We start from the raw sequence: 21,456 nt of genomic DNA, 5'->3' as shown, positions 1-21,456 counted from the left end.
TGCTATTGTTCACGGCGGGCGCAGTGCCCCCCGTTGCAACCTTCCTTGAGGATCCCCCATGCGCGTCTCGCGATTCAACCCCCGCAACCGTGGCTTCACGCTCATCGAGCTCATGATCGTGGTCGCCATCATCGGCATCCTGGCGGCCATCGCCATCCCGAACTTCATCAAGTTCCAGGCCCGCTCGAAGCAGTCCGAGGCGAAGACGAACCTCAAGGCGCTGTACACGGCGCAGAAGTCGTTCTTCTCTGAGAAGGACCGCTACTCCAACTACGCCAACGAAATCGGCTTCGCGCCGGAGCGTGGCAATCGCTACGGGTACATCGTCAGCGAGCTTGGTGTGCCCGAACTGAGAACCGCGGCAATCGTCACGATCTCCGATACGGAGGGCATCGGCGCCATTTCCTATGACTCCTTCCGCTTCGGTGGAACCGCGGAGCGGCCGACCTTCGCGGCGGCCAACTTCGCTGCGGCAGCTGGCGGCTGGACTACCACGTGGGGTGTTCAGGAGGAGTGCCCGAACTGTAACTTCCTGGCTGGTGCCTCGGGGAACGCTGATAATGAGTTGGGTCTGGACAACTGGCTGATCGCAGGCTTTGAGGGCGAGGGCGAGCTGTCGGGGTGCTCCGAGGAGGGCACGGTGTCCTCCGGTACGCCGTACAATGATCGCAACGACGTGGCCTGCGACGAGTAGTTCTGGTCCTGCGGAATGAGCGGTGGCGTAGCCACTGTTCTTTGGGCCGCCTTCCTGCCGGAAGGTGGCCCTTTGCCGTTCCGGAACTTCAAGGTGCTCATGCGGATTGTTGCGCTGTGCTTCGCTGTGTGCTCCATCGCGTTGATGGCGGAGAAACCGGCCAAGCCCCTTCGCACGAAGGATGGTCCGATTCTCCCCCGAAGGGAGCTTCTCGAAATCGTTGGGGCGGCCCAGAAGCCGCTGCTCACAGACTTTTATTGGCTCCAGGCCATCCAGCAGGTTGGCCGCGCCAACACAGACACCGAATACAGGGACGTGTACTTCTACTCGGATATGGCGACGGACTTGGATTCCAAGTTCAGATACGTCTACGAGTGGGGGGCCATCAACACGCCCTTCAACGTGGGACGGGAGCAGTGGGTGAACACGGACCTGTCATCCCGGTTGCTCACCAAGGGAATTGACGAGTTCCCGGATGACCGTCGTCTCCTGTTCCAACTGGCCTACAACAAGATGACCTACGATCGGGATTGGACGGCGGCTGCCGACCTACTCATGCGGTTGTCGAAACTCCCCAATACCCCACGATATCTGCCGCAACTTGCAACCCGCCTTTATGCACAGGCTGGCAACTTCGACACGGGCCTGCAAATGGCGGAGATGCTGCATGACAGTGCGGAGGACGAAGAGTCGCGAGCGTTCTACGAGCACCGCATCAAGGAGCTTCTGCGAGAGCGGGTGCTGACTCAGATTGACGATGCCGTCGGGGCCTACCTGCGGGAGCACGGAGAGCGGCCCAAGACCGTTCCTGCCTTGGTCGACGCGGGCTATTTGAAAAGCATGCCCGTGGACCCATTGGAGGGGCAGCTCTTCATCGACAGGCGGGGACGCGCACGCTCCACTTCGGGACTCTACAGGTTGGAGATGTACGACCAGGCCAAGAAGAATGTGTTGAAGGAAGATCTCGCAGCGGGTGGCATTCAGCTCGACGCGTTGGAGGAGGCTCCGTGACGACCTCGACCACACCTGACTCGAGTCCTCCCGTATCCATCCGAGGGTTGTCCAAGACATATCGGGTGGGCTTCTTCCTCAACAAGCAGGTGAAGGCGCTTCAGGGGCTGGATCTGGAGATCGCGCCTGGGCAGGTCTACGGCTTGCTAGGGCCAAACGGCGCGGGCAAATCCACCACGATCAAGATTCTCATGGGCCTGGTTCGGGCTTCCGAGGGCCAAGCACTGCTCTTTGGCGAGCCTCCCGACCGGCCCCATGTCCGGCGGCAGGTGGGCTTCCTTCCTGAGAACCCCTCGCTCTACGAATACCTCACCGGTCGGGAGTTCGTGACACTGGCCGGTCGCGTCTTTGGTCTGAGCGGCCATGAGCTCGACCAGCGCGTGGAGCGGGTGCTCGGCGAGGTGGGGATGGGCCGCGCCTCCGACCTGCAGATTCGCCGCTACTCCAAGGGCATGGTGCAGCGCACCGCGCTGGCCCAGGCGCTCATCAGCGGGCCGCGCCTGCTCGTGCTGGATGAGCCTACCTCCGGCTTGGATCCACTGGGTCGCAGGCAGATGCGCGACCTCATCCTGGCTGAGCGGGAGAAGGGGACGACCATCCTCTTCTGTACGCACATCATCTCCGACGTCGAGTCGCTCTGTGACCGCGTGGTGGTGCTGGTCGGCGGGCGGCGCGTTCAGGAAGGGAGCGTGCAGGAACTGGTGTCCGCGAAGGCGCCTTCCGTGGAGATGGTCGTGCACGGGCTTCCGCTGGAACAGCTCCAATCGCTGGGATTCACGTACGAGCAGGCGCAGCAGTTGGACAGCCGGGTCTTGCTGCGCATACCGGACGCCGACTCGCACGGCCTGCTCCAGGCAGTGCTCAACAAGGGAGGGCGCGTGAGCCGGGTACAGCCCGCGCGTTTCTCGCTGGAGGACCTCTTCCTGGACGCGATGAAGCAGGCGGGTGGACAGACGGTGGGCGGGGAGATCCAGTGATGGGTGCCTTCGCCGCCATGGCGTGGAACGGATTCCGCGAGGCGCGCCGCAACCGGGTGACGGTGCTCGTGGCTGCCTTCGCGCTCTTGCTGCTCTTCGCTACCACGCTCATCACCGAGGTCACCGTCAGCACCTTCGACAGGGTGGTGACCGACTTCGGGCTCGGGGTGATGAGCCTGCTGCTCGTCTTCCTCTCCATCTACCTGTCGTCCGGCCTCATCAGCCGTGAAATCGAGCGGCGGACCATCTTCTTGATGGTCTCCAAGCCAATGTCCCGGACCCGGTTCCTGCTGGCGCGGCTCGCGGGCAACATGCTCACCCTGGGGGTGTTGCTGGTGGCCATGACACTGCTGTTCTGGGTGGAGCTGGTTCTGCACCGCTCGCCCATCACCCAGCCGCAGATGGCCGCATTGTGGGGGCTCTACCTGGAGCTGTTCGTCCTCACCAGCGCGGGGTTCCTGATGTCCACCTTCGCCAGCCAGCTCGTCTCGGCCCTGGTGACGACGGGGCTCTACTTCGCGGGCCACCTCTGCTCGGACATCTACAATCTGGGCGCGAAGTCCCAGGTCGACTTCGTCCAGTGGGTCAGCAAGGCCACGTACTATGCGCTGCCCAACCTGGAGCGGTTCAACTTCCGGCCACGCGCCACCTATGCCATTGAAGTGACGGCCGTTGAGCTGGGGACCGCCACGCTCTATGCATTGGGCTGGGGGGCGTTCTTCTGCGTGCTGGCTTCAATCGTGTTCGAGCGGCGCGACTTCCGCTGAAGCTCGGGTAGGATGCGTCCTCTGTGACGCACTCCTCCCTCCCGGGATATTTCGGGCCCCTCTTCGCCGTGTTCCTGTTCGTGCTCGGCCTGTGCGTGGGCAGCTTCCTCAACGTCGTCATCGCGCGGGTGCCGCTGGACCAGAGCATCGTGCGTCCGGGCTCGCGGTGCCCCAAGTGCGGGCACGTCCTGGCCTGGTACGAGAACATCCCGCTGTTGTCCTGGCTGGCGCTGCGGGCGCGCTGCCGGGGGTGCCGCACCCCCATCTCCGTGCGGTACCCGTTGGTGGAGTTGCTGACGGGGCTCCTGTACTTCGCGTGCCTGCGACGCTTCGGTTGGACGTACGAGCTGGTGCCCGCGTTGGTGCTCGTGTCCTTCCTCGTCCCACTTGCCTTCATCGACCTGGACCATTGGATTCTGCCGCTGTCCATGACGGTGTCGGGCATGCTGGCGGGGCTCATCCTGGCCATCCCCCTGGGGACGGAAGCCTTCCGTGACGCGCTGATTGGCGCGGCCGTGGGATTCCTGACCTTCCGGATGATGGAGTACATCGGCTGGAAGGTGTTCCAGCGCGAGGCGCTGGGGGCGGGGGACAAGTATCTCGTGGCCCTGCTCGGAGCGTTCCTGTCCTGGCGCGCGCTGCTGGGCGTGTTGCTGTTCGCGTCCATGCAGGGCGCCGTGGTGGGCATCCTGATGTTGCTGCTGACGGGCCGGGCGGGCCCTCGCGCGGAGGATGCTCCCGAGGAGCCCGAGGGCGAGCCGGCTCCTCTCACGATGACCTGGGAGTTCACTCAGCCAGGACTTCCGCTCTGGAAGCGACTGGTGCTGGTGCCGCTGTGCCTGTTGGTCCAGCCCATCCCCGACGCGCCCTTGGACGAGGAGGGCCAGGAGGAGGACTGGGTCCCGGAGCGCACCAGCATTCCTTTCGGGCCCTGGCTGGCGCTCGCGGGGCTGGAACTGCTGCTCCTGGGGCCCTGGCTGTCACGGGTGTTGCCCGCGGACATCGCCATGATGCTGGGCGGTCTGCCGTGAGCACGGCGGGGATGCGATGAAGTGGCGGATTGCCAGCGTCGCGTTCCTGCTGGGCTCCGTGTCGACAGGCCTCACCTGGTTGTCCGTCCAGCCGGTGCTCCTTCGGCTGCTGGACGCGCTCCGCCGGTGGGTGCCCGAAGGGAGCACGGAGCACGAGGCGCTGATTCGCCTCCGGAGCATTCTTCCCTGGGTCCTGGGGTTGGACCTCGTCGCGCTGACGGTGCTCGCCTACGTGGTCCTGGACCTGATGGTGGGACGTCCCTTGCGCCGAACCGAGGCGGTGGTCGAGCAGTTCGGTCGCTTGGAGTTGGAGCCGCGCCTGGTGCCGACGTCGGGCGGAACATTGGTGTCGCGCATCCAGCGCGCCCTGCAGCGCATGGCGGAGGCACTGCGCGAGGAGCAGGCGCTCACGCGCGCGCAGATGGCATCCCTGCGTGAATCCAATGCCCAGCTGGCGCGCACGCAGACGGAGTTGGTTGCCTCGGAGCGGCTCGCCACGGTGGGCAGACTGGCCGCGGGCGTCGCGCACGAGGTGGGGAATCCGTTGGCGGGAATCCTCGGCTACGTGGCGCTGGCGCAGACCCAGGCGGACACGCCCGAGCTGAAGGACTTCCTGGATCGCATCGACCACGAGGTCCAGCGCATCGACCGCATCATCCGGGGCCTGCTCGACCTGGGACGTCCTGGCACCACCTCACTCGGCCCGGTGGAAGTGGGCGCGGTGGTGGAGACCTGCGTGCGCCTGGTCCGTGCCGCACCTGAGCTGACTGGCGTGACGGTGGCGCTGGAGATGGAGCCAGGGCTGCTCGCACGCGCGGACCCAGGACCGCTCTCGCAAATCGTCATCAACCTGTTGCTGAACGCCGCCCAGGCCATGGGCGGGCAGGGGCGCGTGCGAGTCGCCACGCGGCAGGTTTCGGACGAGGCTCGCCTGGTCGTCGAGGATGGTGGAACCGGCATCCCCGAGGACGTGATGCCTCGCCTGTTCGAGCCCTTCTTCACGACCAAGGGACGCGAGGGAACTGGACTGGGACTGGCGGTGTCCCAGCGGCTGGCGCAGGTCATGGGAGGGCGGCTCGAAGCAGAGAATGTTCCGGGTGGCGGCGCCCGCTTCACGGTGCGGCTGCCCGTACCCTGAGGAAAACGCGCGCGACGTCAGGGCGGAAGCTATCGGCGCACTCGCGGGTGCGCGATGATGTGTCAAGACGGCCATGCCCCTCTTCCGCACCATTCTCGTCGCCGATGATGAGCCCTCCATCCGGCACATCCTCACCTTGGTGCTGACCGGCCATGGCTATGAAGTGCGCGCGGTGGCCGACGGCGAGGACGCGCTGAAGGAGCTCAACGCGCGTGACTACGACGTGCTGCTCTGTGACGTGCGCATGCCGAAGAAGGATGGGCTCTCCGTCCTGCGCGAGGCCCTTGCGGCGCACCCCGCGCTGACGGCGGTGGTGATGAGCGCCTACGGCTCGCAGGAGCAGGCACTCCAGGCCGTCGCCGCTGGCGCGTTCGACTACGTCCAGAAGCCCTTCAAGCCGGATGAAATCGTCTTCGTCCTCCGCAAGGCGGAGGAGCGTGAGCGGCTGCTCCGTGAGAACCGGCGCCTGAAGCAGGCGAGCCTCCCCTCCACGCCCGAAGGCCACATCCTCGGAGAGAGCCCCGCGTTGCACGCGCTGCTGCGCCAGGTGGCCCGGCTCGCACCCGTCGACACGACCGTGCTCATCAGCGGCGAGAGCGGCACGGGCAAGGAGCTCATCGCGCGGGAGCTGCACGTGCGCAGCCCTCGCGCACCCATGTCCTTCGTGGCGCTCAACTGCGGCGCCATTCCCTCCGGGCTCATCGAGAGCGAGCTGTTCGGCCACGCGAAGGGCGCCTTCACGGACGCGCGCACCGCGAAGCGAGGCCTCTTCGCGGAGGCGGATGGCGGCACGCTCTTCCTGGACGAAGTGGGAGAGCTGCCACTGTCCGCCCAGGTGAAGCTGCTGCGCGTCCTCCAGGAAGGGGAAATCCGCCCGGTAGGGGAGAACCGCGTCGAGAAGGTGAACGTGCGCGTGGTGGCCGCCACGCTGCGGGACCTGTCCCGGCTGGTGGCGAAGGGAGAGTTCCGCGAGGACTTGTACTACCGCCTGAACGTCGTGAACCTCCGAGTCCCGCCGCTGCGGGAGCGGCGGGAAGACGTGCCGCTGTTGGCGCGGACCTTCATCGCTCGCTTCAACCGCGAGCTGAATCGGGAGCCTCCCGTCGCGGGGCTCTCCTCGGAGGCCGAGGCGCTCCTGATGGCCTATGCGTGGCCGGGAAACGTCCGCGAGTTGGAGAACGCCATGGAGCGTGCCGTCCTGCTGGCGGACGAGGCGCTCATCCTGCCGGCGAACCTGCCCGAAAGGCTGTGGGCAGCTCCCCCACCCGGACAGCAAGGTGCGACGCCGCAGGTGGGGCCGGTGCTACAGGATGGTGGCGACCTGTCACTCAAGCGCGCCATCCGAGAGTTGGAGGAGTCCTACATCAGAGCCGCCCTGCGGAAGACGAAGGGCAACCGCACGCGGGCGGCGGAGCTGCTGGACATCAGTCACCGAGCGCTCCTCTACAAAATCAAGGAGTACGGCATCGATCCGGATGCCGAGGCGGAGCGGGGCTGAGGTGCGGGGTTGGTCCAGAAATCGGACGGAGCGGCCGACATTTGACGGAACGCGCCGGAGGCCGGAAAATCGGGCCTCCGCGACGGTGTTGAGGGGCCCGGCGCAGTATGTGGTGCGCGGCTCCCGTCCGTCCGGAGGGCAGGCGGGCTCCAGGCACTTTTTAGGAGGGGTTGACGGCCAGTGCTACGCTGGCCGCCTCTCGACGGAGTCAAGCATGGCGAAGGGCAAACTGGTACTCGGCCTGGATATCGGATCGACGTCCATCAAGATGATTCTGCTCAAGGAGCAGCGCAAGCGCGGCGAGGTCATCTACGCGCTGCAGAGCTTCGGGATGAAGCCGCTGCCTCCAGAGGCCATCGTCGACGGCGCGCTGATGAACTCCACGGCCATCGTCCAGGCCGTGCAGGACCTGATGTCCGAGCTGAAGGTGAAGGGCAAGGACGTGGCCATTGGCGTCTCCGGCCACTCGGTCATCATCAAGAAGATTCAGATGCCTCGCATGTCCCAGGACGAGCTCGAGGAGAGCATCCAGTGGGAGGCGGAGCAGTACATCCCGTTCGATGTGAAGGACGTGAACATCGACACGCAGATCCTCGACGGCGGCGGCAACGACGCCACGGGGCAGATGGACGTGCTGCTGGTGGCGGCCAAGAAGGACATGATCAACGACTACACCACGGTGGTCTCCGAGGCCGGCCTGGCCCCGGTGGTGGTGGACGTGGACGCCTTCGCCGTCCAGAACATGTTCTCCGTCAATTACGACGTGCCGGACCGCGAGACGGTGGTGCTCATCAACGCGGGCGCCTCCGTGGTGAACATCAACATCATCTCCAGCGGCGCGACGGTCTTCACCCGCGACGTCACCATCGGTGGCAACCAGTTCACCGAGGAGATTCAGAAGCAGCTGAACGTCTCCTACGAGGAGGCCGAGGCGCTGAAGATTGGTGGCAACGGCGCGGACGCGGACGCGGTGGTGCCGCAGGACGTGGAGCGCGTGCTCTCCAGCGTGGCGGAGCAGGTCGCGGGCGAAATCCAGCGCTCACTCGACTTCTACGCGGGCACCGCCGCTGATTCGAACTTCAGCAAGGTCTACCTGTCGGGTGGCACGGCGAAGATTCCCGCGCTGTTCAAGACCATTGAAGCGCGCACCGGCGTGCCGGTGGAGATCCTCAACCCCTTCCGAAAAATCGAAGTGGACAACCGGAAGTTCGACCCCGCGTTCATCATGGACGTGGCGCCCATGGCCGCGGTGGCAGTGGGACTGGCGCTGCGGCGCCCGGGCGACAAGCTGGCCTGACCGGACCCCCCCACTGGAGACGACGCACATGATGATTCGCATCAACCTGCTGCCCGTCCGGGCGGTGAAGAAGCGCGAGATGGGCCGGCAGGTGCTGGTCCTCTTCGCCGTGGTTCTGGTTGGCGCTGCCGTGGCCAACTACGCCTGGTACGACAACCGCGACACGGAGCTGGCGTCGCACCGCCAGGGCGTCGCGACGGCCAAGGCCAAGATCGCCGAGTTGGAGAAGATCATCGGCGAGGTGAAGAACATCAACACCCGCAAGGCCGAGGTCGAGAAGAAGCTGGCCGTGCTGGACTCGCTGCGCAAGGGGCGCAACGGGCCCGTTCGGATGCTGGATGCGCTCGCCTCGGCCACACCCAAGAAGGTGTGGGTGAAGTCGTTCGTCGAGGCAAAGGACGTTGTGTCCATCGATGGCTCCGCGGTGAGCCATGACGAGGTCGCGGAGTTCATGCGGGGGCTCAACAGCGTCGTCTGGACGCCTAAGGGGATGGGCCGGTTGGTCGACGAGCGGCGCGAGAGCAAGACGTCTCGGGTGGAGTTGTTGACCGCGGAAGCGACCATCGAAGAGTTCCCCCAGGCGCAGGTCACTCCATTCTTCACGGGCATCGACTTGAAGAACGCCACGCAGGGCAAGTCGACCGAGTCTGGTGCACCCGCGCTGGTCGACTTCAAGATCTCCCTGAAGTCCAACTACGCCATCTGAAGAAGGCCGTTCGCCATGGACAAGTACCTGGATCAATTCGTCAAGGCGCCACCGGCCATCAAGTTCGGTGGCCTGGCCGCCGTCGTGGTCGTGCTCACGGTCGCCAACTTCTTCATGCTCATCCAGCCGACGGAGGAGGCCATCAAGGCGCAGGTCGCGCAGCGCCGGAAGCTGGACATGGAACTGGCCGACAAGAGCGAGATCGCCCAGAACCTCAACGAGCGCCGGCGTGAGATGGACGTCCTCGAGCAGAAGCTCTCCGAGGCGCTGACGGAGCTGCCCGAGCAGCGCGACATCGAAGAGCTGCTCGCGCAGATCAACGACATTGGCAAGAAGAGCGGCCTGCAGATCTCCAGCGTGACGCCCGACAAGGAGTCCGTGGGCGGGGGCGAGTTCTTCGCGCGCATCCCCATCAAGATGACGGTGAGCGGCAACTACCATGAGATCGCCATCTTCCTTCAGGAGATGGCGAACATGCGGCGCATCGTCAACGTGAACAACATCAAGCTCGATTCAGCCACGCTCAAGAACGAGAAGGTCGTTCTTCAGAGCAGCTTCCTCGCGACGACGTTCCGGTTCGTGGATCAGAAGAACCTCCCCGCTGCGGACGCGAAGACCAAGAACGCCAAGGCGAAGAAATAAGAAACTTGATCCGCCCGAGAAGTAGGGCGACAAGGGGATTGAGGATGAAGACGTTCAAGGCCACCATGACCACCGCGATGCTCGCCTTGGCGCTCGCCGCGTGCGACGAGACGCCCAGCCCGGCGCCGAAGGCCGCGAAGCCCAAGGCGGCAGCGGCAGCGCCGATGAAGGAGGCTCCCGTGGAGGCCGTGGCCCAGACCGCACCGGCCTACGCCTACACATACAACCCGGTGGGCAAGCGAGACCCGTTCCGAAGCCCCATCGAAGACCTGGGGCCGGTGAACGCCAATCCGGTGTCCGCCTGCAGCGAGCCGCTCTGCGCGTTCGATCTGGACCAGCTGAAGCTGGTGGCGGTCGTCACGGGTGATGCGAGTCCGATGGCCATGGTCGAAGACCCCGCTGGCCGGGGACACATCGTGCGCCGCAACACCCGGATGGGGCGCCAGGGCGGCAAGGTGACGCAAATCCTCCGTGATTCCGTGACTGTCACTGAGGTGTTCTCGGGCAACGGCGAGATCATCAAGAATCCGGTGATGTTGCAGCTGAAGCCTGATGCGAAGAAGGACCCCGCCTACAACATGATGACGGGCAGGAATTTCGGAGAGTAGCGCCCTCCAAGGCGCTCCCGCGGGCGGTGGCCCGCTTCCAACTTGTTGAGGGGACGCATGCTCGAGGAGAGCGCTGTGACGAGGGGCAAGTGGATGTTGGCGGCCGCGTGGGCGGTCGTTCTTGTGGGCGCCAGGGTGCATGGCGCCGAGCTGAATACGCTGCGGGGACTGGATGTGTCCCGCACGGGCTCGGGCGCCCAGGTGGTGGTGACCGGCACCCGGCCACCGACCTTTACCGTGTTCCGCCTGAGTGGGCCGGAGCGCCTGGTGGTGGACCTCTCGTCGGCGGATGCGACGGGGATCAAGGGCCACCACGATGGCTCGGGCCCGGTCTCCGGTGTCGTCGCATCGCAGTTCTCGGACGAGCGCGCGAGCGTTGGCCGGGTGCTCCTGGCGCTCGACAAGGCGTCTCAGTATGACGTCCGCGCGGATGGCAACCGGGTGGTGATCTCGGTGGACGGCGCAGCGCAGCCGGTGGCCTCCCCTCCGGAGGCGGCACGCGCTGAGGCTTCGTCGAAGCCAGGCGCCGCTTCGGTCCAGAGCGAGGCGAAGCCGAGCGCGCCGGTGACGGTCGCCGTGCGCTCCACCGAACCGAAGAAGGCCGATACCGGGCCTGCCAAGGCCGCGCTGCCCGAGAACGTGGTGGCTGCCGAGGCAGACGAGCGCGAGGTCGCGAACCCGGCTCAGCGCATCACCGCCCTGTCCTTCGCGAACGATACACTGCGCATCCGGGCCGACGGCGACATCGCCCGGTATGAGGTGCTGGAGCTCGCCGATCCGCCTCGGTTGGCAGTCGACCTGTTTGGTGTCGGGCTGGCGACTCGGGCTCCGCGGGTGGGCTCTGGCTCGCTGCGCGAGGTGCGCGTAGGCGCGCACTCCGACAAGGTGCGGTTGGTGCTCGATGTGCGCGGAAAGATGCCCGCCTATCGCGTGGACCGTGCCAGCCGCGGGCTGGAGGTCGTGCTCGGTGGTGCCGTGGCCCGCAAGGCCGCGCCGGCGTCTGAAGCGCAGGAAGTCGTTGCGTCCGTGACGGAGGTCGAGCCACTTCGCCAGGCCCCCGCGAAGGCCGAGGCCCCCTCGGTGGTGGAGGTGAAGGACGTCCGCTTCGAGGAGAACAGCGCGGGTGGCCGCATCGTGATGAAGCTGTCCGGCACGGCGGCGTGGAAGGTCGACCGGCCGGATCCCCGCAGCGCCGTGCTGACCCTGGAATCCGCGCGGCTTCCAAAGAAGCTGGAGCGGAGCCTCGACACCAGCGCCCTGGAGACGCCGGTGAAGATGATCAGCGCCTTCAGCGTGCCAGGGAATGGCGGCAAGGTGCGCTTGGTGGTGGCCGCTGATGGGGCCATCACGGAGAAGGTGTCCCAGAGCGGCAGCACGCTGACGTGGCGCCTGGACGTCAAGGGCGTGAAGACGGAAGAGGTCGCCGTCGCTCAGCGGACCGCCGGCTTCACCACCGAAGCGTCTGCCTACGCGGCCGAGGGCGCGCCGCAGCAGGCCCGCTATCGCGGGAAGCGGGTGTCCTTCGAGTTCAAGGACATCGACATCCAGAACCTCCTCCGCGTCATCGCGGAGATCTCCAAGAAGAACATCGTGGTGGCGGACGACGTGAGCGGCCGCGTGACCATCCGGCTGCGGAATGTTCCCTGGGACCAGGCGCTGGACCTCGTGCTTCGCACGAAGGCGCTGGGCAAGGAGGAGTTCGGGAACATCATCCGGATCGCGCCGCTGAAGACGTTGGAGGAGGAGGCCCGTCTGCGCCAGGAGCGCAAGGCGTCACTCCAGCGGCAAGAGGACCTGATGGTCAACCTCATCCCGGTGAACTACGCTGTGGCCTCGGAGATGGCCGCTCGCGTGAAGGACGTACTGAGCGAGCGGGGCTCGGTCACGGTGGATCAGCGTACGAACGTCCTCATCGTCAAGGACGTGCGCTCCAACACCGAGCGGGCGCGTTCATTGGTTCGCAGCCTGGATACGCAGACGCCGCAGGTGCTCATTGAGAGCCGCATCGTGGAAGCCAACACCACCTTCAGCCGGTCGCTCGGTGTTCAGTGGGGCGGTCAGGCGCGTGCTGGACAGGCGACGGGCAATGCGACGGGCCTGATCTTCCCGAACAACCTTGCCGTGACGGGCGGTGTGACGGGAGCGGCTCCGGGCCTCCCGGACAACCCGAACTTCGCGGTGAACCTCCCAGTGGGTACGGGGCAGGGCATCGGTGGCGCCATGGGCTTCACCTTCGGTTCGGCGGGTGGCGCGCTGCAGCTCAACTTGCGCCTCTCCGCAGCGGAGAACGAAGGCACGGTAAAGACTATTTCCGCGCCCAAGGTGACGACGCTCGACAACAACACCGCGCGTATCAGCCAGGGCGTGTCGATTCCCTTCAGCCAGACGTCCGCTCAGGGTGTGAACACAACGTTCGTGGAGGCGCGTCTGTCTCTCGAGGTGACGCCGCACATCACCCAGGACGGCAGCGTGTTGATGTCCATCAACGCGTCCAACAACCAGCCGGACCCCTCCAGCACCGGTGCCAACGGTCAGCCTTCCATCCAGCGTAAGGAGGCCAACACCCAGGTGCTCGTGAAGGATGGCGACACGACGGTGATTGGCGGCATCTATGTCCGCCGCGGCGCAACGCAGGTCAACGCGGTGCCGTTCCTGTCGAGGATTCCGGTGTTGGGGTTGCTCTTCAAGAACAACACGGAGTCCGATACCCGGCAGGAACTGCTCATCTTCATCACGCCTCGCATTCTCAACCGGCAGACCATCGCGCAGACCCTATAGGGGTCCATCGTCGTCCTCGTGCAGGAGAACGTTCGCACATGAAGAACTTCTATCTCGCGGTGCCGCTGGCTCTGGTCATGTCCGGCTGCGTCGACAATCCTCCCGCAATCCAGATCTTCAACGCCTACATCCCGGATGAGTCATGCGCAGTGAATCAGGCGGGGGCTGCCAGTGGTGGAGGCTCAGTGGATCTTGCAACCGCCAACCGCTATTTGGCGGGACTTTCCGTGCGGAGTGGCTTCACTCTGTCGGAGGTGGAAGTCGGGGAAAATCCTGTCACGGGTGAGGGTGACGCCACGGCGGTCTATGTCACGCACATCGAACTGGCCTACGAAACCCAGGGCGTGGGACCGACGCTGGAGAGTGAGGCCTACCCCACTCACTTCGCGATTCCTTCGAGTTCCACGTCCAACAGCATGCTCATCATTGATCTGCTGGGGGGCAATGCGCGTGAGACCCTGTTGACGCAGGTAGGATCCGGAAGCTCAGCCTCGTTCACTGTCCGGGTCCGGCTGACTGGAAAGACCGCGACTGGCGCGAAGGCGGAGTCCAACGAGATTGCCTACCCCGTGACGGTCTACAACTCCGGTTTCACCTGCCCGGAGGGGACGATCCTTGAGTTCAATGGCCCGTGCGGCGGCCCTGGTGGCCAGGATGGCTACCCCCCGACGTGCGAAGAGATCGAGGAATAACTTGTTCCCAAGCCCGCCGGGGCCCTTGACCGGGCCCCGGCCGTCTTTCTAAGAGCCTCTACCCATGTCCTTCCGCACGCACCTCGAGTCGGTGGTCAACCAGGTCGACGGAGCCCTCGCGTGCAGCGTGATGGGCTTCGATGGCATCTCCGTCGACACGTTCCAGAAGGATGAGAGCGCCGAGCTGGACCTCAACGGCGCCTGGGTGGAGTACGCCAACCTCCTCACCCAACTGCGCAACGCGGCGGAGACCCTCAAGACGGGCACCGTGAGCGAGGTCAGCGTCAACAGTGAGAAGGTGCTGACCGTGATGCGGCTGGTGTCACCGGACTACTTCCTGGTGCTCGCCCTTCACGCGGACGGCAACTTCGGCAAGGGCCGCTACGTGCTGCGCGTCACCGCACCCAAGGTGCGCGCCGAGCTCTAGTCGGACGCCCCGGCCAGCAGTCATCCAGGCGACGCTTCCGCCGCTGCTTTCCCCTTCCCATGGAAGGGGCGCATGGGCTAGACACCCCGGACTTTTCAAGCTTTCGCTGCTGCGAGTCTGTAAGGAGTCGGTCCCCATGGCCGGTGTCATCGATACGTCCGAGTTCCGCAAGGGTCTGAAGATTGAAATCGACGGTGAGCCGTTTGAAATCGTCGATTTCCAGCACGTCAAGCCCGGCAAGGGTTCCGCGTTCGTGCGCACCACGATTCGCAGCCTCCTGACGGCCCGCGTGCTCCAGCCCACGCTGAAGTCCGGTGAGAAGGTGGGCAAGCCCGACATCGAGGAGAAGGACATGCAGTACCTCTATGTCCAGGGCGAGGAGTTCTACTTCATGGACACCCGCAACTACGAGCAGACCTTCCTCGGTGAGAAGGTGCTCGGAGAGGCGAAGAACTTCCTGAAGGAGAACATCAACGTCAGTGTCCTCTTCTACAATGGCAAGGCCATTGGTGTGACGCTGCCGAACTCCGTGGACCTCAAGGTCACCCAGTGTGACCCGGGCATCCGCGGCGACACCGTCTCCGGCGCGCTGAAGCCCGCCGTCCTGGAGACCGGCTACTCCGTCAACGTCCCGCTCTTCATCGAAGAGGGCGACGTGCTGAAGATTGATACGCGTGACGGCAAGTACCTGACGCGCGTGGCCACCAGGGGTTAGTTCGCAGCTCGGCAGCGACGCCGGAGGGAAGGGGACGCGAGTTATGGCAACGAAGCGCAAGTCGACCCGGGCCCAGGCGCCCGCGCGGACGGTAGCCGCCTCCAGCGGCACGGCCGACACGGGTGGCACGTCCCTGGACGTGGATGCCCTGCGGCAGATCGTGGAGATTCTCGAGTCCTCGGACGTCACGAGGCTGGTCTGGAAGCGCGGCGAGGAGAAGCTCTTCATCCGCCGCGGCCAGGGGCCCGAGACGACCATCGTCCACCACGCCGCGCCGTCTCCCGTCGCCGCGAGCGCCGGGGGGGAGTACGCCGCCCCGGCCGCTCCTCGCGTTGCCGCTCCGGCACCGGCCGCTGCTGCCGCGGCGGCGGCTCAGGCCGCGGAGAAGCCGGTGGAGAAGCCTGGCCACCAGGTGACGAGCCCCTTCGTGGGGACGTTCTACCGGACCCCGGCGCCGGACCAGCCTCCCTTCGTGGATGTGGGCGCCCTGGTGAAGAAGGGCCAGGTGCTCTGCATCATCGAAGCGATGAAGCTGATGAACGAGATTGAGTCCGAGGTGTCCGGCCGGGTGGCGGAGATCCTCGTGGAGAACGGCCGGCCGGTGGAGTTTGGCCAGGCGCTGTTCCGCATCGAAGTGGCCTGACGAAGAGGCCCGCGCGCCGCCCGTGTCCCACGGGCGTGCCGCTCCTCAAGACGGCCCTGACGGAGACACCCACGTGTTCAAGAAGGTGCTGATCGCCAACCGCGGGGAGATTGCCCTGCGGGTCATCCGCGCCTGCCGGGAGTTGGGCATCGCCACGGTCGCGGTGCACTCCACGGCGGACGCCAACGCGCTCCATGTCCGCTTCGCGGACGAGGCGGTGTGCATCGGCCCGCCGGCGTCCAAGGAGAGCTACCTCAACGTCCCGCAGCTGCTGTCCGCCGCCGAAATCACCCGCGCGGACGCCATCCACCCGGGCTACGGCTTCCTGTCGGAGAACGCCGAGTTCGCGGAGGTCTGCGAGAACTGCAAGATCCGCTTCATTGGCCCCCGGCCGGAGATGCTCCGGATGATGGGCAACAAGGTGCGCGCCCGTCAGGCCGCGCGCGAGGCGGGCCTCCCGCTGCTGCCCGGCAGCCCCGGCACCGTGAAGGACCCGCGTGAAGCGGAGGCCTTTGCTCGCGAGATTGGCTTCCCCGTCATCCTCAAGGCCGCCGCCGGTGGCGGCGGCAAGGGGATGAAGATCGTCCGCGAGCCGGGCGCGCTGGCGCAGGCCTTCTCCACCGCCCAGGCGGAGGCCGTGGCGTCGTTCTCCAACGGCGACCTCTACATCGAGCGCTACGTGGAGAAGCCGCGCCACATCGAAATCCAGATTGTGGCGGATGAGCACGGCAACATCGTCCACCTCAACGAGCGTGAGTGCTCGGTGCAGCGCCGGCACCAGAAGCTCATTGAAGAGAGCCCGTCCCCGGCGCTCACGCCGGAGCTGCGCAAGCGCATGGGCGAGGTGTCCGTGAACGCGATGCGCAAGCTCGCGTACAACAACGTGGGCACCATCGAGTACCTGCTCGACGAGCGCGGCGAGTTCTACTTCATGGAGATGAACACGCGCATCCAGGTGGAGCACCCGGTGACGGAGCTCGTCACGGGCGTGGACCTGGTGAGCGAGCAGATCCGCCTGGCCTATGGGGAACCCCTGCGCTTCAAGCAGGAGGACATCCAGATTCGCGGCCACGCCATCGAGTGCCGGGTCAACGCCGAGGACCCGATTACCTTCGCCCCCTGGCCCGGGAAGATTACGGGCTACAGCGTGCCGGGCGGCTACGGGGTTCGCGTGGACTCGGGCGCCTACGAGAACTACACGGTGCTGCCGTACTACGACAGCCTGCTGTCGAAGCTCATCGTCCACGCGGAGGACCGGGCCACGGCCATCCGCCGCATGCAGCGCGCCCTGGGCGAGTACGTCGTCGAAGGCATCCGCACCAACATCCCGTTCCACCGGGCCGCGCTCGCGGAAGAGTCCTTCCAGGAGGGCAATTACGACACCCGGTTCGTGGAGCGTCTGCTCGCGAGCGAGACGGGCTCCCGGCGGCTGAAGAAGGCCGTCGAGGAGACGCCGTAGCACCCATACACCTGGTGTGGATCCCCGCCTGTCGGGCCGCCACGCGAGCAGGTGATCCGGCCCCGGGGGGAGCCGGGCCGTTTCTTGACCCGCGTCGGAGCTTTCCGTTAGCCTCCGACACTCCCCCTTGCTGAGGATGGAAACCCGCGAAGTTCAAGGGGTTTCGGCCTGCTGGAAGCCCACCGCTCGATGGACAAGAACAAGATCATCGAAGCCGCCGCGAAGCTCGTCGCGAAGGGCGCCTACGACAAAGCCATCAAGGAGTACCAGAAGGTCCTGGAGGTCGACCCGAAGGACATCCGGGTCCTCCAGAAGATGGGGGAGCTGTACCAGAAGAAGAACGACAACCCGCAGGCCGCCCACTTCTTCACCAAGGTCGCGGAGAGCTACTCGTCGGACGGCTTCTTCCTCAAGGCCGTCGCGCTCTACAAGCAGGTCCTCAAGCTCAATCCGAACCTGCTGGAGGTGAACCTCAAGCTGGCGGAGCTTCACCAGCAGCTCGGGCTGATGTCCGAGGCGATGGCGTACTTCCAGATTGTCGCCAACCACTACGACAAGGCGGGCGACACGAAGTCGTCGCTCGATACCTTGAAGAAGATGGTGGATCTCGACCCGGAGAACGTGGCGTCGAAGATCAAGCTGGCGGAGCTGTACGCGCGGGAGAACATGGCGCGCGAGGCGGCCCAGGAGTTCAAGCGCGCCGCCGAGTACCTCAAGCGCAACAGCCGCGCGGACGACTGGCTCCGCGTGGCCGAGCGGCTGTCCGCGCTGGAGCCGGACAACCTCCCGCTGTCGAAGGAGCTGGCCACGTCGTACCTGCAGCGCGGCGACCAGAAGCGCGCGCTGGCGAAGCTGCAGGTGTGCTTCAAGGCCGATGGCCGCGACGTGGAGACGCTCACGCTGCTGGCGCAGGCGTTCCAGGGCCTGGGCCAGACGTCGAAGACCATCTCCGTCTACAAGGAGCTGGCCAAGATTCATCAGGAGCGCGGCCGCGTCACCGAGGCCGAGGCGGTCTGGACGCAGATTGAAGTGCTGGACCCCGAGGACCCGGACCTGGTCGCGCGGCGCGCGCCCGAGCCCGCTCCAGTGGCGCCCCAGCCCGCGGCGGCACCTCAGCCCGCCCCGCGCCCCGCGCCCCAGCCCGCGGCGGCGGCGCCCGCGCCCGTGGCGCCTCCCGCTCCAGCGGGGATGGGGCGCGAGCAGCTCGCCAAGCTGCTCACGGAGACGGACGTCTACGTCAAGTACGGGCTCCATGACAAAGCGCTGGAGCACCTGCGCAAGGTCTTCTCCGTCGAGCCGGAGAACCTCGACGCCCACGAGAAGGCGTACCAAATCTACGTCGCGTCCGGGAACATGGCCCAGGCGTCGGAGCAGCTGCTGAACGTGCTCCGCCTGTGCACGCGCACGGCGGACGTGCAGCGCGCGCAGCCGTACCTGGCCACCATCCTCCAGGAGAACCCCGCCCATCCCGAGGTGCCCGCGTTCCTGTCCGTGCTGCGCACGACGGGGCCCGTGGTCGCCGCGCCGCCGGTGTCCGTGGTGGAGTCGGTGGGCGAGGACGCCATCCTGGTGGACTCCAGCGACGACGAGATTCTCGTCGCGCCGCCGCCGGAAGACGCGCTCCTGCACCCGCCCGGTGACGAGCTGGCGCTGACCACGCTGCCCTCGAGCGACTCCGACGAGGTCATCGAGGAGGACAGCGACTCCACCGTCATCAGCGAGGAAGCGCTGGTGGGCGAGGCCATCACCTCGGGCGAGTTCGAGGTGTACGGCGCGCCAGACCCAGAGGACCTGGCGGCGGCGTCAGTGGACGAGACGCTGGTGACGGATGACGACCGGTTCGCGCTGACCGACGAGCCGGGCCTCAGCGTCACCGACGACGAGCCGCTCGTCGCCTCCAGCGATGATGACCTGGCGGCAGCGGCGGCGTACTCGCTCGACGACGAGTCGCTGGTGGACGACGGCGAAGCCACGTCCATGGAGGCGCTGTCGCTCGGGGACGACGACGAGCCGCCGCCCACGCAGATGCACGCGCCCACGCAGGCGCTGCTCGACGAGGCCTCGCCGGACACGCTCCAGGTTCCCACGCTGGACTCTCTGGACGTGCCCTCGCTGGACGACGAGGCGCCTCCTCCGCTGGATTTGGAGGATGCGCCCACGCGCGTGGGGGCCGCGCCGTTGACGGCCGCCGACCTGGACGACGACCCGTTCGGGGCCCCGGCGCTGGGCGACCCGATGGAGTTCGAGGAGCCCACGGCCTCGCACGCCGTCGTGGCCGTGGACGACGAGCCCTTCGTGGAGGACGTGCCGGACCTGGCCGCGGACGAGCTGTCCGAGCCGGTCGCCTACGAGGAGCCCGCGGACGCGCTGTCGGAGCCGGTCACCTACGAGGAGCCCGCGGCCGAGCCGGAGCCCGAGCCTGAGCCCGAAGTCGAGGCCGCCGCCGATGAAGAAGAAGAGCCCGCGGCGGAGGAGTGCGACGAGGCGTCATTCTTCCTCGACCAGGGCCTGCTGGAAGAGGCGCGCGAGATTCTCGAGACGGTGATGATTGCCTTCCCGGGCCACGCGCGCGCAGCCGAGCTGATGGAGCGGCTGGAGGCGGCGGAGGCGGGAGGCGGCGCGGAGCATGAGGAGGCGTCCGCGGAGCCAGCGCACATCCCGAGCGTGCAGCCCGTCACGGACGGCTACGAGGAAGCCGAGGCGACCACGGGCGAGCGCGACGCGTTCGACCTCGCGGCGGAGCTGGCCGGGGAAATCGACAACCTGGGCGACGACGCTGGGGCCACCTCGCTGCCGGCGGAAGAGGACTTCCAGTACTCGGTGGAGGAGGTCTTCTCCGAGTTCAAGAAGAGCCTGGCCAAGGTGGTGAAGCCCGAGGACGTGGACACGCACTACGACCTGGGCATCGCGTACAAGGAAATGGGCCTGCTCGACGACGCGCTCCACGAGTTCGACGTGGCCCGCCAGGGCAGCGCGGGCGGCAAGCGCGAACTGGACTGCATCACCATGATGGGCATGCTCCAGTTGCTGCGCGGCGACGCGGCGGCGGCCGTGGAGGTCTTCCGCGAGGGCCTGGCCAACCCCCACGCCACCGGCGAGGCGGCCAAGGCGCTCGGCTTCGAGCTGGCGACGGCCTACGAGGCCCAGGGTGACGCGGGCAAGGCGCTCTTCCACTACCAGCGCGTGGCCGCGATGGACGGGAAGTACCGGGAGGTCGCCGGGCATGTGTCCCGGCTTGCGGCTTCCGTGGAGCCGGTGGAGGATCCGCTCCCGACGCCTTCTGGCAATGGGGCCAAGGCCACCAGCAGTCCGCCCGCACCCGCGGGGGCCGCGGCGCCCACGACTCCGATACCAGCGGCTGGCGCGTCCAAGGCGCGCAAGGTCGGCTACCTGTAGTTGCACCCCGCGAGGTCCGGCGAGCCCATGACTACGTACCTGGACTTCTTCGAGCTGACCCAGGAGCCCTTCTCCAACGCTCCCGTCAGCCGCTTCTATTACAACTCGGCGCAGCACTCGCAGGCGCTCACCCGGCTGATGCACGCGGTGAGCTACATGAAGGGCCTGTCCATCCTCGTCGGTGACATTGGCGCGGGAAAGACGACGCTGGCCCGCCGCATGCTCGACTCGCTTCCGGAGTCCGAGTACGAGGCCGCGCTGCTCGTCATCATCCACTCTGGCATCACCGCCAACTGGTTGCTGCGCCGCATCGCGCTGCAGCTGGGCGTGGAGAATCCGGCGCAGGAGAAGCTGGCGCTGCTGTCGCAGCTCTACCAGCGGCTGCTCCAAATCTACGAGTCCGGCAAGAAGGCCGTCGTCCTCATCGACGAGGCGCAGATGCTGGAGACGCGCGAGCTGATGGAGGAGTTCCGGGGGCTGCTCAACCTGGAAGTGCCGGAGCGCAAGCTCATCTCCTTCGTCTTCTTCGGCCTGCCGGAAATCGAAAAGAACCTGAAGCTGGACCCGCCGCTCGCGCAGCGGGTGGCCATGCGCTACCGGCTGGAGCCCTTCACCGCCGAGTCGACCGAGGCCTACGTCAAGCACCGCCTCCGGCTCGCGGGCTGCCCGCGCATGCCCTTCAGCCCGGAGGCGCTGCTGGCCGTGCACGAGCACTCGTCCGGCTCGCCCCGCGTCATCAACACCCTGTGCGACAACGCGCTCTTCGAGGCCTTCCTCGCGCGCGAGCAGACGGTGTCCGCGGAGCTGGTGCATCGCATCGGGAAGAACCTGGGCCTGCTCGGGGTGAACACGCCCGCCGGGCAAGCGGCCGAGCGGCCGAGCGCTCCGTCGTCGACGCTCCCCAGGACGGCGAGCAGCAAGGTGGACCTCGCGGAGATCGACCGCTACCTCGAAGGGCTGGGTAAGCTGTAGCGGCT

At 66.4% G+C, this 21,456-nt stretch carries 19 protein-coding genes; all 19 read left to right on the top strand.

The window, feature by feature from the left end; genetic code table 11:
* Nucleotides 1-58: 58 nt before the first annotated feature.
* The 19 genes from KGD87_RS18155 to KGD87_RS18065 all read left to right on the top strand — a co-directional run bounded on the left by KGD87_RS18155 (nt 59) and on the right by KGD87_RS18065 (nt 21,451).
* The gene (locus tag KGD87_RS18155; protein ID WP_176424333.1) at nt 59-694 is read left to right on the top strand and encodes a prepilin-type N-terminal cleavage/methylation domain-containing protein; all 636 of its coding nucleotides are present in this window, start codon (nt 59-61) and stop codon (nt 692-694) included.
* 15 nt (nt 695-709) lie between these two features.
* Complete coding sequence (locus KGD87_RS18150) at nt 710-1,705, top strand: ABC transporter (RefSeq protein WP_284661441.1); 996 nt, start codon at nt 710-712, stop codon at nt 1,703-1,705.
* 47 nt (nt 1,706-1,752) lie between these two features.
* Entirely contained in the window at nt 1,753-2,682 is a 930-nt protein-coding gene (locus KGD87_RS18145) for an ABC transporter ATP-binding protein (RefSeq protein WP_284661440.1), read from the top strand.
* A complete protein-coding gene (locus KGD87_RS18140) occupies nt 2,682-3,449 on the top strand; it encodes an ABC transporter permease (RefSeq protein WP_284661439.1) in 768 nt (255 codons plus the stop codon). Before KGD87_RS18145 ends, KGD87_RS18140 begins: the two co-directional genes overlap by 1 nt.
* Nucleotides 3,450-3,472: 23 nt before the next feature.
* The gene (locus KGD87_RS18135) at nt 3,473-4,480 is read left to right on the top strand and encodes a prepilin peptidase (RefSeq protein ID WP_284661437.1); all 1,008 of its coding nucleotides are present in this window, start codon (nt 3,473-3,475) and stop codon (nt 4,478-4,480) included.
* Between the two features lie 16 nt (nt 4,481-4,496).
* Nucleotides 4,497-5,618 (top strand): sensor histidine kinase, encoded by a 1,122-nt coding sequence (locus tag KGD87_RS18130; RefSeq protein ID WP_284661436.1) that lies wholly within the window; start codon nt 4,497-4,499, stop codon nt 5,616-5,618.
* Between the two features lie 73 nt (nt 5,619-5,691).
* Nucleotides 5,692-7,116 (top strand): sigma-54-dependent transcriptional regulator, encoded by a 1,425-nt coding sequence (locus KGD87_RS18125; protein WP_284661435.1) that lies wholly within the window; start codon nt 5,692-5,694, stop codon nt 7,114-7,116.
* Between the two features lie 214 nt (nt 7,117-7,330).
* The gene (pilM, locus tag KGD87_RS18120; RefSeq protein ID WP_043712169.1) at nt 7,331-8,413 is read left to right on the top strand and encodes a type IV pilus assembly protein PilM; all 1,083 of its coding nucleotides are present in this window, start codon (nt 7,331-7,333) and stop codon (nt 8,411-8,413) included.
* A gap of 28 nt (nt 8,414-8,441) precedes the next feature.
* Entirely contained in the window at nt 8,442-9,119 is a 678-nt protein-coding gene (locus KGD87_RS18115; RefSeq protein WP_284661434.1) for a PilN domain-containing protein, read from the top strand.
* A 15-nt stretch (nt 9,120-9,134) separates the two neighbouring features.
* Nucleotides 9,135-9,761 carry a type IV pilus inner membrane component PilO gene (locus KGD87_RS18110; RefSeq protein WP_284661433.1) on the top strand — a complete coding sequence of 209 codons (627 nt, stop codon included), beginning with the start codon at nt 9,135-9,137 and terminating at the stop codon, nt 9,759-9,761.
* 44 nt (nt 9,762-9,805) lie between these two features.
* Nucleotides 9,806-10,369 carry a pilus assembly protein PilP gene (locus tag KGD87_RS18105; protein ID WP_284661432.1) on the top strand — a complete coding sequence of 188 codons (564 nt, stop codon included), beginning with the start codon at nt 9,806-9,808 and terminating at the stop codon, nt 10,367-10,369.
* A 57-nt stretch (nt 10,370-10,426) separates the two neighbouring features.
* A complete protein-coding gene (locus KGD87_RS18100; RefSeq protein ID WP_284661431.1) occupies nt 10,427-13,147 on the top strand; it encodes a type IV pilus secretin PilQ in 2,721 nt (906 codons plus the stop codon).
* 38 nt (nt 13,148-13,185) lie between these two features.
* Nucleotides 13,186-13,839 carry a hypothetical protein gene (locus tag KGD87_RS18095; protein WP_284661430.1) on the top strand — a complete coding sequence of 218 codons (654 nt, stop codon included), beginning with the start codon at nt 13,186-13,188 and terminating at the stop codon, nt 13,837-13,839.
* A 64-nt stretch (nt 13,840-13,903) separates the two neighbouring features.
* Entirely contained in the window at nt 13,904-14,266 is a 363-nt protein-coding gene (locus KGD87_RS18090; protein ID WP_140794779.1) for a roadblock/LC7 domain-containing protein, read from the top strand.
* 136 nt (nt 14,267-14,402) lie between these two features.
* Complete coding sequence (efp, locus tag KGD87_RS18085; protein ID WP_163784123.1) at nt 14,403-14,981, top strand: elongation factor P; 579 nt, start codon at nt 14,403-14,405, stop codon at nt 14,979-14,981.
* A 43-nt stretch (nt 14,982-15,024) separates the two neighbouring features.
* Nucleotides 15,025-15,624, top strand: a complete 600-nt coding sequence (gene accB / locus KGD87_RS18080; RefSeq protein WP_284661429.1) for an acetyl-CoA carboxylase biotin carboxyl carrier protein — start codon at nt 15,025-15,027, stop codon at nt 15,622-15,624.
* A 73-nt stretch (nt 15,625-15,697) separates the two neighbouring features.
* Complete coding sequence (accC, locus tag KGD87_RS18075) at nt 15,698-17,083, top strand: acetyl-CoA carboxylase biotin carboxylase subunit (RefSeq protein ID WP_284661428.1); 1,386 nt, start codon at nt 15,698-15,700, stop codon at nt 17,081-17,083.
* 189 nt (nt 17,084-17,272) lie between these two features.
* A complete protein-coding gene (gene sgmX / locus KGD87_RS18070) occupies nt 17,273-20,479 on the top strand; it encodes a type IV pili formation protein SgmX (RefSeq protein ID WP_284661427.1) in 3,207 nt (1,068 codons plus the stop codon).
* Nucleotides 20,480-20,506: 27 nt separating this feature from the next.
* Nucleotides 20,507-21,451 (top strand): ExeA family protein, encoded by a 945-nt coding sequence (locus tag KGD87_RS18065; protein ID WP_284661426.1) that lies wholly within the window; start codon nt 20,507-20,509, stop codon nt 21,449-21,451.
* Nucleotides 21,452-21,456: the final 5 nt, after the last annotated feature.

It is taken from the genome of Myxococcus sp. SDU36, assembly GCF_030168875.1.
In the GTDB taxonomy this organism is placed as follows: domain Bacteria; phylum Myxococcota; class Myxococcia; order Myxococcales; family Myxococcaceae; genus Myxococcus; species Myxococcus vastator.
The sequence above is the reverse complement of the archived record's forward strand: the minus strand, read 5'-3'. Positions and strand labels throughout refer to the sequence as shown.

Bases quoted from the DNA above. Each gene is read 5' to 3' on its own strand.
- sgmX (WP_284661427.1), top strand. From the start codon at position 17,273: ATGGACAAGAACAAGATCATCGAAGCCGCCGCGAAGCTCGTCGCGAAG.
- KGD87_RS18125 (WP_284661435.1), top strand. From the start codon at position 5,692: ATGCCCCTCTTCCGCACCATTCTCGTCGCCGATGATGAGCCCTCCATC.
- KGD87_RS18095 (WP_284661430.1), top strand. From the start codon at position 13,186: ATGAAGAACTTCTATCTCGCGGTGCCGCTGGCTCTGGTCATGTCCGGC.
- pilM (WP_043712169.1), top strand. From the start codon at position 7,331: ATGGCGAAGGGCAAACTGGTACTCGGCCTGGATATCGGATCGACGTCC.
- KGD87_RS18110 (WP_284661433.1), top strand. From the start codon at position 9,135: ATGGACAAGTACCTGGATCAATTCGTCAAGGCGCCACCGGCCATCAAG.
- KGD87_RS18105 (WP_284661432.1), top strand. From the start codon at position 9,806: ATGAAGACGTTCAAGGCCACCATGACCACCGCGATGCTCGCCTTGGCG.
- KGD87_RS18140 (WP_284661439.1), top strand. From the start codon at position 2,682: ATGGGTGCCTTCGCCGCCATGGCGTGGAACGGATTCCGCGAGGCGCGC.
- KGD87_RS18115 (WP_284661434.1), top strand. From the start codon at position 8,442: ATGATGATTCGCATCAACCTGCTGCCCGTCCGGGCGGTGAAGAAGCGC.
- KGD87_RS18150 (WP_284661441.1), top strand. From the start codon at position 710: ATGAGCGGTGGCGTAGCCACTGTTCTTTGGGCCGCCTTCCTGCCGGAA.
- KGD87_RS18100 (WP_284661431.1), top strand. From the start codon at position 10,427: ATGCTCGAGGAGAGCGCTGTGACGAGGGGCAAGTGGATGTTGGCGGCC.
- KGD87_RS18155 (WP_176424333.1), top strand. From the start codon at position 59: ATGCGCGTCTCGCGATTCAACCCCCGCAACCGTGGCTTCACGCTCATC.
- KGD87_RS18065 (WP_284661426.1), top strand. From the start codon at position 20,507: ATGACTACGTACCTGGACTTCTTCGAGCTGACCCAGGAGCCCTTCTCC.
- KGD87_RS18130 (WP_284661436.1), top strand. From the start codon at position 4,497: ATGAAGTGGCGGATTGCCAGCGTCGCGTTCCTGCTGGGCTCCGTGTCG.
- accB (WP_284661429.1), top strand. From the start codon at position 15,025: ATGGCAACGAAGCGCAAGTCGACCCGGGCCCAGGCGCCCGCGCGGACG.
- efp (WP_163784123.1), top strand. From the start codon at position 14,403: ATGGCCGGTGTCATCGATACGTCCGAGTTCCGCAAGGGTCTGAAGATT.
- KGD87_RS18090 (WP_140794779.1), top strand. From the start codon at position 13,904: ATGTCCTTCCGCACGCACCTCGAGTCGGTGGTCAACCAGGTCGACGGA.